The sequence below is a fragment of the Flavobacterium aciduliphilum genome (genome assembly GCF_003268855.1).
Lineage (GTDB): Bacteria > Bacteroidota > Bacteroidia > Flavobacteriales > Flavobacteriaceae > Flavobacterium > Flavobacterium aciduliphilum.
In genome coordinates this window covers 170303-184006 of sequence record NZ_QLSZ01000001.1, presented here as the reverse complement: position 1 = coordinate 184006, position 13704 = coordinate 170303, and the positions used below count along the sequence as shown (strand labels likewise).

Annotated in this window: 13 protein-coding genes and 1 pseudogene; 11 read left to right on the top strand and 3 right to left on the bottom strand. The window is 34.4% G+C overall.

Translation table 11 applies throughout. The features are described from left to right. Positions 1-5: 5 nt before the first annotated feature. Complete coding sequence (locus CLV55_RS00805; protein ID WP_112111837.1) at positions 6-236, top strand: hypothetical protein; 231 nt, start codon at positions 6-8, stop codon at positions 234-236. Here the strand turns inward: CLV55_RS00805 and meaB are convergent. Further along, entirely contained in the window at positions 233-1318 is a 1086-nt protein-coding gene (gene meaB, locus CLV55_RS00800; protein WP_112111836.1) for a methylmalonyl Co-A mutase-associated GTPase MeaB, read from the bottom strand. The genes CLV55_RS00805 and meaB overlap by 4 nt on opposite strands. Before the next feature lie 89 nt (positions 1319-1407). Between meaB and CLV55_RS00795 the strand changes: the two are divergent. The 5 genes and pseudogenes from CLV55_RS00795 to priA all read left to right on the top strand — a co-directional run bounded on the left by CLV55_RS00795 (position 1408) and on the right by priA (position 8194). After that, positions 1408-2313: pseudogene (locus tag CLV55_RS00795) on the top strand (AEC family transporter). Between the two features lie 55 nt (positions 2314-2368). After that, positions 2369-3772 (top strand): FAD-binding oxidoreductase, encoded by a 1404-nt coding sequence (locus tag CLV55_RS00790; RefSeq protein ID WP_112111835.1) that lies wholly within the window; start codon positions 2369-2371, stop codon positions 3770-3772. Between the two features lie 153 nt (positions 3773-3925). Beyond that, complete coding sequence (gene nadC, locus CLV55_RS00785; RefSeq protein WP_112111834.1) at positions 3926-4783, top strand: carboxylating nicotinate-nucleotide diphosphorylase; 858 nt, start codon at positions 3926-3928, stop codon at positions 4781-4783. A gap of 3 nt (positions 4784-4786) precedes the next feature. Further along, positions 4787-5737, top strand: coding sequence for a YihY/virulence factor BrkB family protein (locus tag CLV55_RS00780; RefSeq protein ID WP_112111833.1), 951 nt, complete (start codon positions 4787-4789; stop codon positions 5735-5737). Positions 5738-5749: 12 nt separating this feature from the next. Beyond that, positions 5750-8194, top strand: coding sequence for a replication restart helicase PriA (priA, locus tag CLV55_RS00775; protein WP_112111832.1), 2445 nt, complete (start codon positions 5750-5752; stop codon positions 8192-8194). Here priA and CLV55_RS00770 read toward each other — a convergent pair. Further along, entirely contained in the window at positions 8191-8886 is a 696-nt protein-coding gene (locus tag CLV55_RS00770; RefSeq protein WP_112111831.1) for a LytR/AlgR family response regulator transcription factor, read from the bottom strand. The genes priA and CLV55_RS00770 overlap by 4 nt on opposite strands. 180 nt (positions 8887-9066) lie before the next feature. Between CLV55_RS00770 and rpsF the strand changes: the two genes are divergently transcribed. From rpsF to ligA, 5 genes are all read left to right on the top strand, one after another. Continuing rightward, positions 9067-9405 (top strand): 30S ribosomal protein S6, encoded by a 339-nt coding sequence (gene rpsF / locus CLV55_RS00765; RefSeq protein ID WP_112111830.1) that lies wholly within the window; start codon positions 9067-9069, stop codon positions 9403-9405. Between the two features lie 5 nt (positions 9406-9410). Beyond that, positions 9411-9707, top strand: coding sequence for a 30S ribosomal protein S18 (gene rpsR / locus CLV55_RS00760; protein ID WP_112111829.1), 297 nt, complete (start codon positions 9411-9413; stop codon positions 9705-9707). A gap of 15 nt (positions 9708-9722) precedes the next feature. Next, entirely contained in the window at positions 9723-10163 is a 441-nt protein-coding gene (rplI, locus tag CLV55_RS00755; RefSeq protein WP_112111828.1) for a 50S ribosomal protein L9, read from the top strand. 87 nt (positions 10164-10250) lie between these two features. Then, positions 10251-10724 (top strand): DUF6495 family protein, encoded by a 474-nt coding sequence (locus CLV55_RS00750; RefSeq protein ID WP_112111827.1) that lies wholly within the window; start codon positions 10251-10253, stop codon positions 10722-10724. Positions 10725-10782: 58 nt separating this feature from the next. Further along, positions 10783-12795 (top strand): NAD-dependent DNA ligase LigA, encoded by a 2013-nt coding sequence (gene ligA, locus CLV55_RS00745; protein ID WP_112111826.1) that lies wholly within the window; start codon positions 10783-10785, stop codon positions 12793-12795. On the opposite strand, the gene CLV55_RS00740 is transcribed toward ligA, so the two are convergent. Further along, complete coding sequence (locus tag CLV55_RS00740) at positions 12781-13695, bottom strand: bifunctional metallophosphatase/5'-nucleotidase (RefSeq protein ID WP_112111825.1); 915 nt, start codon at positions 13693-13695, stop codon at positions 12781-12783. The two genes, ligA and CLV55_RS00740, sit on opposite strands and share 15 nt — an antisense overlap. Positions 13696-13704: the final 9 nt, after the last annotated feature.

Sequence of the window (13704 nt, the reverse complement as noted above, 5' to 3'; positions counted from 1 at the left end):
ACCCTATGCAATTACCTAAGTTCGTTCTAGCAGACAATTCTGATTTTCCGGATGATATCTTTGTGATTCATCTTGATTTTCCTAGATTTATTATTAACCTTAAAGATGATGAGGTCGAATTTTTGGACGATATTGAAGAAGAAGACCAAACGGAATTAGAGTCTGAAATGGAGCATTTGATTGTTTTGGCTGGAGAATTCTACGACAAAGAAATGGAAGCGTTTGAAGAGGATTAATCTTTAAAATAGCGTTGTAATAAATTCATTGCTGCTGCAAAGGGTGAGATTTCATTGTTTTGTACCGCTTTTTTATTTTCCTCCAACAATCTAACAATTTCAGGATGGTTGTAAAAACTCGATTTTAAGTGTTCATTTATCGTTTCCATCATCCAAAATTGGTTTTGTTCTTGACGTTTTTCTTCAAAATAATGATTGTTTTTTACCAATTCAAAATACGCTGAAATAGTATTCCAAACGTCTTCTATACCTGCTTTGGTATAAGCACTACACGTTGATGCCATTGGAGTCCAGCCCGATTTTTTAGCTGGAAATAAGTGTAAGGCTCTGTTGAATTCGGTTTTGGCTAGTTTCGCTTTGGCAATATTGTCTCCATCGGCTTTGTTTATCACGATGGCATCGGCCATTTCCATAATCCCTCTTTTAATTCCTTGTAATTCATCGCCTGCCCCCGAAATTTTAAGTAATAAGAAGAAGTCCACCATGCTATGAACGGCAGTTTCACTTTGTCCCACGCCCACAGTTTCAACAATAATAGTGTCAAATCCACATGCTTCACATAATATTATGGATTCACGGGTTTTTCGCGCAACACCTCCTAGACTTTCCCCAGAAGCACTTGGACGAATGTAGGCATTTTCATCTTTTACGAGTTCTTCCATTCGGGTTTTATCACCCAGAATACTTCCGTGACTTAGCGTCGAACTTGGGTCGACTGCCAACACGGCAACTTTTTTTCCAATAGAAGTCAAATGTTTTCCGAATGCCTCAATAAAGGTACTTTTTCCTACACCAGGTACTCCAGTTATACCAATTCGAACGGAAGCGTTGGCATAGGGTAAGCATCCTTTAATGACCTCGTTCGCTTTAGCTAAATGATTAGGGTGCGTACTTTCAATCAAAGTAATCGCCCTACTTAATGTTACGGTATCTCCTTGTACGATTTTGGAAACCATTTCTTCTGACGATAGCTGTTTTTTCCGACTTACTTTATATTGGTTTACTACAGCTTGATTCAAAATATTAGGTGGTTCAATGCCTTGAATTTCAGTTAACGCCGATGGAGTAGGAGGTGTTTTCAATGAAAAAGTGTTTTTGTAAAATTACAAAAAAATGAAAAAATAGCTAAAATTCTTTTTTACAACTTAAATTTGTTCATTAATCGTTCGATATGGAGAATATTATTCTTTTGTTTGTTTGCTTGTTTTTGGGGTTTTTATTTCAAAAAATACCACAATTTCCTAAAAATTCTCATCATATTTTAAATCAATATGTTATCCATATTTCTATCCCAGCATTGGCGTTATATTATATCCCAAAAATTGAACTTTCTGTAGCGCTTTTATATCCTTTAGGCGTGGCTTGGATTGGGTTTTTGCTTTCTTTTCTGTTTTTTTACACCCTTGGAAACTATTTTAAGTGGTCTAAAAAATTAACAGGATGTTTGATTTTAACTGCTGGATTGGGAAACACTTCTTTCGTTGGATTTCCTCTAATTGAGGCTATGTTTGGAGAAAAAGGATTAAAAACCGCCATCATAGTTGACCAACCAAGCTCTTTTGTGGTTGTAGCTACGTTAGGTATTTTAGTAGCGACACTTTTTTCATCAAGCACAACTAGTGTAAAAGCAATAGCCAGCAAAGTGTTTTATTTTCCTCCGTTTATTTTCTTTATGCTTGCCTTGTTATGCGCTCTGATTCGCTTTGATTTTCCACCCATGCTTCAACACGTTTTTTTTAGATTGGGTAATACGGTTACTCCAATAGCTCTTGTGGCGGTCGGACTGCAATTATAAATAGATAAAAGAAGCAAACATTGGGGATTTCTAGCGTTGGGGTTGCTTTTTAAATTGGTACTTACTCCCTTATTCTTTTTTGTTTTGTATCGCATCCTTTTAAAACAAGAAGGATTGGAACATAACGTTTCTATAGTAGAATCGGCTATGGCACCGATGATTACTTCCGCGATTGTAGCAAGTAGTTATGGGTTAAAACCAAAATTAAGTAGTATGATGGTTGCGGTTGGCATTCCGATATCGTTGGTAACCACTTGGCTATGGTATTATTTTCTTACCTAGGGAATGTTTGTGAATCCATTTAAAAAACCTATTTTTACATTAAATTTTTTAGAAGATGCAATTAAGTCCTGAGATTATTCAAAAACTTGAAGCTATTGTAGGGGAACAATATGTTTTTACCGATATTGATACGCGAAAACACTACGGACATGATGAAACTGAGGATTATGTTTTTCCTCCGAATGTAGTTGTAAAACCAGCCTGTGTTGAAGAAATAGCTCAAATTATAAAACTTGCCAATACGTATAAAATTCCTACAACTCCCATTGGGGCACGAACGGGCTTAAGTGGAGGAGCCTTATCTGTTTATCAAGGAATTGGTTTGTCAATGGAACGCCTAAACAGCATCTTGGACATTGACGAAAAAAATCTTCAAGTTATAGTAGAACCCGCAGTGATTACTCAAGTTTTGAGGGAAGCGGTCGCTGAAAAAGGATTGTTTTATCCTGTTGATCCCAGTAGTCAAGGAAGTTGTTGGATTGGAGGCAATGTTGCCGAAAACTCGGGAGGTGCAAGAGCTGTAAAGTATGGGGTAACCAAAGATTACGTGCTTAATTTAGAAGTCGTATTACCCAATGGGGAAATCATTTGGACAGGTGCCAATACCCTAAAAAATTCAACAGGGTACAATCTAACTCAATTAATGGTGGGAAGTGAAGGTACACTAGGAGTGATTACTAAAATCGTTTTAAAAGTATTGCCACAAAACACTCATAATATTTTAATGCTTGTCCCATTTTTTCAAGTTCATCAAGCGTGTGAGGCAGTCTCTGCTATTTTTAGAGCGGGAATTATTCCAAGTGCTTTAGAGTTTATGGAACGAGATGCCATTGATTGGACATTAAAATTTGTTGACGGATTGAATGTTCAAGTAAAGGATGCTATTCAGGCGCATTTGTTGATAGAAGTTGATGGCAATTATCCAGATGTTTTGATGCAAGAAGCAGAGAAAATCATGGAAGTGCTAGAATCGTTCGAAATAGACGAAGTATTGTTTGCCGACACCGAAGATCAAAAAAAGGCACTCTGGAAAATGCGACGTTCTGTTGCTGAAGCTGTCAAATCCAATTCGATTTATAAAGAAGAAGACACCGTAGTGCCTAGATATGCGTTACCCGAATTGTTGCAAGGGATAAAAAAAATTGGCTCGGAATATGGATTCAAGTCTGTTTGTTATGGACATGCTGGCGATGGAAATTTGCATGTTAATATTATTAAAGGAGACATGACCGATGAAAGTTGGCATACAGAAGTACCGAAAGGAATTCGTAAGATATTTGAATTGACAAAGGATTTAAAAGGAACGCTTTCGGGTGAACATGGCATCGGATATGTACAAAAAAACTATATGGATATTGTTTTTACAAGAACTCATTTAGAGCTTATGGAAAGTATCAAACGGGTGTTCGATCCCAATAATATTTTAAATCCGGGAAAAATTTTTCCTGACGAGAGATAGTGTATTCATTTTGTATTGAGAATTTGAAACCAAAAGCATTTCTTTTTCTGGTAGGACATGAGAAGAAAATTAGCAATGAGAGGTCAAGTTTTCAAGGTCACAGTATCTTCTAAACTAACATTTTTTAATTACTTTAGCCCATAAAAATAAATTATGATTTCAGAAGCCCAATTTCAAAACGAACTCCAAATAATAATACAAAATGCCATTCGAGAAGATGTAGGCGATGGCGATCATTCTTCTTTAGCTTGTATTCCGACAACTGCACAAGGGAATGCAAAGCTATTGGTTAAAGACACTGGAATTATTGCTGGCGTAGCTTTTGCTAAAATGGTTTTTCAGTATGTAGACCCCCAACTAAAAGTAGAGACTTTCATAGAAGATGGCAGTCCAGTAAACCACGGCGATGTCGTTTTTCATGTGTCGGGCAGTTCCCAGTCGATTTTAAAAGCCGAGCGTTTGGTATTGAATGCCATGCAACGTATGAGTGCTATTGCCACCAAAACTAAGAAATATGTTGACTTATTAGAAGGGACACCAACAAAAGTGCTCGATACTCGAAAAACAACCCCTGGATTCCGCGCTTGCGAAAAATGGGCTGTAACCATTGGTGGCGGAGAAAATCATAGATTTGCTTTGTATGATATGATTATGCTAAAAGACAATCATATTGATTTTGCTGGAGGAATTACCAAAGCGATTGCACTTACAAAGGACTATTTAAAAGATCATCAGAAAGACTTGAAAATTATTGTCGAAGCCCGAAATCTCGTAGAAATTCAAGAAATTCTTCAATCGGATGGGATTCATAGAATTCTGATTGATAATTTTAATTTTGAGGATACTAAAAAAGCTGTAGCGATGATTGGTACACAATGTCAAACAGAATCTTCGGGAAATATCAATGAAAATACAATTCGTCACTATGCCGACTGTGGCGTGACTTATATTTCATCGGGAGCCTTGACTCATTCGGTGTACAATATGGATTTAAGTCTAAAAGCATTTTAATCAATGTCTATAGAAATTGAAGATAAATTGTTGAAGATTCCCGTCGTTAAACCATTAATTTTGTTTGGGAAATCAATTAAATTGCCTTGGCTTCACGGATTGTCGCTCTATGATTTGTTGGAGTTGTATGTTTTAGGAATAGTCGAGGGTGCCGTTTCTTATCGAGCCACAGCTATTGCATTTAGTTTTTTTATGGCGTTGTTTCCTTTCGCCTTATTTATTCTGAATTTAATTCCATTCATTCCGTTGCAAGGATTTCAAGAAGATTTTATGCAATTTGTACAGCAAAGTTTGCCACCCACTACATTTGATGCTGTAGCAAAAATTCTAAATGACATTCTTCACAACAGTCATTCGGGGTTGTTGTCGTCTGGTTTTTTTATGGCTATTTTTCTTATGGCTAATGGGGTAAATGCTATTTTAGGTGGATTTGAAAATTCGAAGCATGTAACCCTTAAACGAAAGTATATTAGGCAGTATATCGTAGCGTTAGGTTTGTCAATTTTGTTATCGTTTATTTTAATCATTACGGTTGCAGCTATCGTTATTTTTGAAGTGATTATTCAAAAAACTAAGCTTCAAGATGTTCTTTCAGATGATATTCCGCTGATACAAATGGGACGCTTCGTTTTTGTGATTGTCATGTTATTGCTCACAACATCGATACTTTTTAAATTTGGAACCAAACACGATAGAAAACGTCCGTTTTTTTCGATAGGTTCGGTTTTTACAACCATATTAACTGTTATGACCTCTTATTTTTTTGGGATTTGGGTGTTGAAATTCTCAAAATATAATGAGTTGTATGGTTCCATAGGAACGTTGTTGATTGTGATGTTTTTTATATGGATTAATAGTATGATTTTACTGTTGGGTTTCGAATTAAATCAAACCATTTCCAGATTAAAGCATAAACATGAAAAAGAATTGGAACAAATCAATATGCTTCATTAATATTTTAAAATTATGTTTTTTATTGATGTAATTGTGCCGCTTTCTTTGCCAAGAACGTTTACCTATAGCGTTTCAGAAGCCGAGTTTCATTATGTTGAAATAGGTATGCGTGTGGCTGTTCCTGTCAAAAACAAAATGTATACATCGATTGTCGTTTCATTGCATCAAACACCTCCAACCTTGTATGAAGCTAGGGAAATTCATGAAATTTTAGATGACAAACCGATAGTCAATTCTTTTCAAATTGAACATTGGAAATGGGTAGCATCCTATTATATGTGTACGCTTGGAGAAGTGTATCGAACAGCTATGCCTTCTGCATTTATATTAGAGAGTGAAACAATCATCTCTCAAAAAAAGGACATCGTTGTTGATGAAAAAAGTTTGACCGATGATGAGTTTTTGATTTTTGAAGCCCTTCAACATCAGAGTTCTCTTAAGGTTCAAGATGTTATGGCTATCCTAAATAAAAAGAATGTTTTTCCAATTATTCAAAAATTATTAGCTAAAAATGTCCTTTCGCTTCAAGAGGAACTTCAAGAAGAATACAAACCCAAGTTACTTCGTTATATTCGTTTACATGAAACCTTTTCTTCAGACGAAAGTTTAATGAACTTGTTGGATTCACTCAAAGGCGCCAAGCAAAAAGAGACGATATTGGCTTATTTTCAATTAAAAGCACAAGAACAAAAACCAATATCTGTAAAACAAGTACTCGCACAGGCACAAGTTTCAACCGCTGTAATTAAAGCGTTAATTGATAAAGATATTTTTGAAGAATATTATATCCAAGAAGATAGAGTTACTTTTCACAAGAATAAAAAAGCGATTGAGTTGATGTTGAGTGAGATACAACAAGAGGCTTATGATGAAATTGAGACTCTTTTTAAAACGAAAGATGTAACCTTATTACATGGGGTAACAGCTTCGGGCAAAACAGAAATTTACATCAAATTAATAGAGTCGTTTATTGCAACTGGAAAACAAGTATTGTATTTGTTACCTGAAATTGCATTAACCACACAATTAGTTTCCCGTTTGACGGCTTATTTTGGAAATCAAGTGGCGGTTTTTCATTCGAAATTTTCCAATAACGAACGAGTAGAAGTTTGGCATCAAGTTCTCGAAAAATCAGACAAAGCAAAAATTGTAATAGGTGCTCGGTCAGCGTTATTTTTGCCTTTTTCTAATCTAGGATTAATTCTTATAGATGAGGAACATGAACAAACCTTTAAGCAACAAGACCCAGCACCGCGATACCATGCACGGGATGCCGCAATTGTATTGGCTAAAGCACACAAAGCTAAAGTAGTTTTAGGGTCCGCTACTCCAAGTTTAGAAACCTATTTTAATGCCGAGACAAAAAAATACGGTTTGGTGACCCTAGCAGAACGTTTTGGAAAAACGCCATTACCAGAGGTTATTTTAGTAGATTTAAAAGAAAACTACTTCAAAAAAAGAATGAAAGGGCATTTCAGTCAGACGTTAATTGAAAATATTACTGAAGCATTAAATCTGCGCGAGCAAGTGATTTTATTTCAAAACAGAAGAGGTTTTTCTCCCATTTTAGAATGTATTACTTGTGGCCATATTCCTCAATGTACCAGTTGCAATGTGAGTCTGACCTATCATAAATTTAAAAACCAATTACGATGTCATTATTGTGGGTATGCTATAGCCAAACCTACTCATTGTCACGCTTGTTCAAGTGTTGATATTTATACAAAAGGATTTGGAACAGAACAAATAGAGTTAGAGTTGGCTGCCTTATTTCCAACAAAAAACATCAAGCGAATGGATCAAGATACCACGCGAGGAAAGTTTAGTTTTGAAAAATTGATAGATAGCTTTAAAAATCGTGAAATTGATATTTTGGTCGGAACACAAATGTTGGCCAAAGGGTTGGATTTTGACAACGTTTCTTTGGTGGGGATAATGAATGCCGATAATATGTTGTATCATCCCGATTTTAGGGCCTTTGAGCGAAGTTTTCAAATGATGACTCAAGTGGCTGGGCGTGCCGGACGTGCTGACAAAAGAGGGAAAGTAATTATACAAACGTACTCGGTTAATCATAATATTATTCAACAAGTGACTCACAATGATTTTTTGGGGATGTACAAAGAACAATTGTATGAGCGTCGCATCTTTCAATATCCCCCTTTCTTTAGGCTGATAAAAATTACACTAAAGCATCAAGATTATGAAAAATTAAAATCAGGTGCTATGTGGATGTATCAAGTAATGCAACAACAACTTCAAATACCTGTTCTTGGTCCAGAAGAACCCGGAATTAATAGAATTCGTAATGAATACATCCGTACCATTATGATAAAAATTCCTCAAGAGGTGTCGATTCAAACTACAAAAAATACCATTCAAAAAATTAGGAATAGTTTTGAGTCCATATCGAATTATCGTGCGATTAAAGTGGTTGTAAATGTAGATTTTTATTAAAGAGAAGCCAATGCTTTGATTAGATTTTCTTTTTTAGTTCTACTCAGAGGGATATTGAACACACCTATTTCAGCCGATTTACTACTATACCGTTCTACTTTTTCAATATTAATAATGTAAGATTTATGAACTCGTATGAATTTCTTGTTAGGTAATTCATTTTCAAAAGCTTTCATGGTAGATAGTACAAGGTTTGTTTCATCTTCCGTGACTACTTTTACATAATCACCATATGCTTCAATCCACTTGATCTTATTAAGATATACTTTGAGTTTTTTTAAATTACTTTTTATAAAAATGAATTCTCCATCTTCTTCATTATTTTCTCTACGAAAATTATATAATTCGATTGCTTTTTTAATTGCAACGTTAAATCGGTTTACATTTATAGGTTTTTGTATATAATCAGTAACATTATATTCAAATGCTTTTAAGGCATAATCTGCTTTAGAAGAGGTAATAATGATTTGAGGTTTTATTTTTAGACTGTCTATAAAATCGAAACCACTAATTATTGGCATTTCAATATCTAAAAACATAATATCAATCAGGGCTGTTTCAATACAATTCTTAGCTTCAATAGGATTTTCAAAATCCCCAAGTAAATTTAAAAAGGAATGATTGTTTATTAATTTAACTAAAACAGCTCTCTGTATGGTGCTATCGTCTACAACAATACAATTAAGTTTCATGTAAAAATATTTGGGTATTACAAATATATAAAGTAAAAGCAATAAAATATAGTTTTGTCGATTTTTTTTGTACTTAAACGTCTAATTCGAATTACTATAATTTTTTTGTGTTCTCTATTGTGGATTGTGGTATTTATTTGTACATTTGCACCCAATTTTGAATAATTAAAATCAAATTTTATGAAACATTATGAAACTGTTTTCATCTTGAATCCCGTTTTATCTGAAACTCAGATAAAGGAAACAGTAAGCAAATTTGAAGATTTTCTTACAAGCAAAGGGGCTAAGATGGTATCCAAAGAGGATTGGGGCTTAAAAAAATTAGCGTATGAAATCCAAAACAAAAAAAGTGGTTTTTATCACTTATTTGAATTCCAAGTAGCACCTGAAGTGCTTATTGCTTTCGAAACAGAATTTAGACGTGATGAGAGAGTGATGCGTTTTCTAACTGTGAGTTTAGATAAAGAAGCTATTTCTTGGGCTGAAAGAAGAAGAGAAAAATTAAAACAAAAAGCGTAATTAGTATGTCTACAATAGAGCAATCTGCAAAAGGAAAAAAAGACGGAGATATTAGATATTTAACGCCTTTAAACATTGAAACAAACAAGACAAAAAAATATTGTCGTTTCAAAAAATCAGGAATCAAATATATTGATTATAAAGATCCAGATTTCTTATTGAAATTTGTTAATGAGCAAGGTAAAATCTTACCTCGTAGATTAACAGGAACTTCATTGAAATTTCAAAGAAAAGTGTCTGTTGCTGTAAAAAGAGCACGTCACTTAGCATTAATGCCATATGTGGCTGATTTACTAAAATAATAAAGAGGCAAGATTATGGAACTTATATTAAAAAAAGACGTACAGAATTTAGGTTTTAAAGACGATGTGGTTACAGTAAAAGCTGGTTACGGTCGTAATTATTTAATTCCTCAAGGGTTTGCTGCTTTAGCGACTCCTTCTGCTAAAAAAGTATTGGCAGAAAACTTAAAACAAAAAGCACACAAAGAAGCTAAAATCATTGATGATGCTAAGAAATTAGCTGAAGCGTTGAAAGCTTTAGAGATCAAAATTTCTTCAAAAGCAGGTGGTGAAAAATTATTTGGATCTGTTACAAATATTGATATTGCTGCTGCTTTAGAAGCTGCTGGTCAGCCAGTTGATCGTAAATTTATCACTAGTGGTACTGTTAAAAGAACAGGTAAATACACAGCATCTGTAAGATTACACAGAGATGTTGTTGTTGAGTTAGCTTACGAAATCGTAGCTGAAGCTTAATTTGCATGTTTTACACTCATAAATCCCGATTTCTATCGGGATTTTTTTTTATAGCTCAATTTGAAATAAATATTGTTTAAAATAAACATGAAATACAAAAGACTAACCAAAGAACAGTTTGAGTCCTTACACCAAGAGTTTGCTAATTTTTTGGCAACACAATCAATTGATAAAAAAGAATGGGATGCATTAAAAGAGGAACAGTCAACGGTCGCAGAACAAGAATTGGATGTTTTTTCTGATTTAATTTGGGAGGGAGTTCTAACAAATGCGAGATATTTAGAACATTTTTCAAAAAATCATGTGTTTTTATTTTTTTGTGAAGAAAAAAGTATTCACTCCATTGTGTTAAAAACGAATGATACCAGTGTGGATTTTCTTGCTAAAGAAGGATTACAGTGGTTGAGTGACCATTTATTTACGGATGCTATCGAAATTCATATTGGAAAAAAGGAATATACAATGGATAGAAATCAAGAATTATTTAATTATATTCTAGAAGGTGCTATTCTTAGTGACGGTCAATTATTCAGTCAAATCCAAACGATTTTACAATCATAATTTTTTTATTTCAAATTATTAATTACTTTAGTGCTGCCACAAGTAAGTAGACTATTGTATGGAAATTAAAGCATTGATTCAGAATTTAAGAGAGGAATTGCATCGTCATAATTATAATTATTATGCACTAGATGCTCCAACAATTTCAGATTTTGAATTTGATACCAAATTAAAACAACTTCAAGAGTTAGAGTTACAACATCCTGAGTTTTTTGATGAAAATTCTCCCACGCAACGGGTTGGCGGTACCATTACAAAAAACTTTCAAACTCTTGTACACGAGCATAGAATGTACTCGTTGGATAACTCCTATTCTAAAGAAGACTTACTGGATTGGGAAGTTAAAATTCAAAAATTTTTAGGTTCAGATTCCTTACAATATACCTGTGAATTAAAATATGATGGAGCTTCCATTTCTATTACTTATGAGAATGGCATCTTAGTTAAGGCCGTTACTCGAGGTGATGGAATTCAGGGAGATGATGTTACTAATAATGTTAAGACTATTAAATCAATACCATTAAAAGTAACTGGGAACTTTCCTAAAAAGTTTGATATTCGAGGTGAAATTATTCTTCCTATAGAAGGCTTTGAAAAAATGAATCAGGAACTTCTTGACAAAGGAGAACAGCCTTATTCAAATCCAAGAAATACAGCTTCTGGAAGTTTGAAGTTGCAAGACAGCAGCGAAGTAGCCAAACGCCCTTTGGATTGTTTATTGTATTTTATTATTGGTGAAGATTTGCCTTTTACAACTCAGTTTGAAGGATTACAAGCTGCTCGAAATTGGGGTTTTAAAGTTCCCACCCAATCTCGATTGGCAAATAATATTGAAGAAGTACTCGAATTTATTGCGTATTGGGATGTACACCGTCATGATTTGCCTTATGAAACAGATGGAGTCGTAATTAAGGTAAACGACTTCAATCAACAAAATGAGTTAGGATATACAGCAAAATCACCACGTTGGGCTATAGCCTATAAATTTAAATCGGAACAAGCGCGTACAATATTAAAATCTATCGATTATCAAGTAGGAAGAACGGGGGCTATCACACCCGTGGCTAATCTAGAACCAGTGCAACTGGCAGGAACTATTGTAAAAAGAGCTTCCTTGCATAATGCTGATCAAATAGCAAAATTGGATGTAAGAATTGGGGATGAGGTTTTTGTTGAAAAAGGGGGTGAGATTATTCCTAAAATTGTTGGAATTGCTCAAAGAAATACGCATTCAACTCCTACAGAATATATCTCACATTGTCCTGAATGTCATACAGAATTGATTCGGAAAGAAGGGGAAGCCCAACATTATTGCCCTAATTTTTATGGTTGCCCTCCTCAAATTATCGGGAGAATTCAGCACTATATTTCTCGAAAAGCCATGGATATTGAAGGTTTAGGTGGTGAAACCGTTGCCTTATTGTTTAAAAACGAATTGGTAAAAGATTATTCTGACTTATATGAATTAAAGATAGAGCAATTGATTCCTTTGGAGCGTATGGCTCAAAAAAGTGCTGAAAATTTGGTTAATGGGATTCAAAAATCAAAAGAGGTTCCTTTTGAAAGGGTGTTATTTGCATTAGGGATCCGATATGTTGGAGAAACCGTTGCCAAAAAACTTGCTCATCATTATAAGAATATTGATGCTTTGGCTCAGGCTTCTATGATGGATTTAATTTTAGTTGATGAAATTGGCGAGCGAATTGCACAAAGTGTTCTTGAATTTTTTGAAAATGAAAATAATATAAAGATTATAGAACGATTAAAAGGTTTTGGAATTCAATTTGAACGGGTTGAAATTTATAATCCCAATGCAACGACCTTGTTACAAGATAAAATATTTGTAGTATCAGGAGTTTTTGAACAATTTTCTCGTGACGAATTAAAGAAAGCAATTGAGGAAAATGGCGGTAAAGTAGCAAGTTCTATTTCTTCTAAAACAGATTTTGTTCTAGCAGGTGACAATATGGGACCTGCCAAACTAGAAAAAGCAACCAAACTAGGCATTAAGATAATCTCTGAAAATGATTTTTGCACGATGATAGCAAAGTCTCATCTACACAATGATTGATTTTCCTTTTGCAGCTACTTGATTATCGGATGTTAGATAAAAATCAATACGTCCTAAATTTAAGCCATAGCATCCCACTTGATTGATTAATACATCGTTACCTACAAGATTTTTTTCAATTACAGGCTTGTCTAAAAATGTATGCGTATGTCCCCCAATAATCAGGTCGATGTCTTTAGTTTTTCGGGCTAGATGCAAATCACATACTTTATTGGGTTCCTCTTTGTAGCTATAGCCAATATGTGATAGACAAATAACAAGATCACATTTTTTTTCAACTTTTAAGATTCGAGCCATATCCGTTGCAACTTCAATAGGGTCGTTGTATTTAGTTTCTTTGCAATTTTTTTTGTCTACCAAACCTTCGAGTTCGACACCCAATCCGAAAACGCCAATTTTTACTCCAGCTACATGTGTTATTTTGTAGGGTTTTACATGTCCGTCTAATACGGTATTCTTAAAATCGTAATTAGCGGAAACAAAATCAAAGTTTGCATTGGGTAATTGGGCTAATAGTCCGTCAATCCCATTGTCAAAATCATGATTTCCAATTGTAGCAATTTCATACCCCATCATATTCATCAACTTAAATTCCAACTCACCCCCATAATAATTAAAATAAGGAGTTCCTTGAAAAATATCTCCTGCGTCTAGCAAAAGAACATTAGGATTTTCTTTTCGGATGGTTTCTATTAAGGCTGCTCTACGTGCCACACCTCCCATATTTGGGTTCTTAGGATGGTTTGGAGGAAAGGGATCTATGTAACTGTGAACGTCGTTAGTATGAAGTATTGTAATATGCTTGCTATTTTCTGATTTAAAACTGCTTAGGGATAATCCTGCTAAGGAATAAAATGCCGAACTCACTACACTTTTTTTGATAAAATCTCTTCTTTTCATTTTTGTATA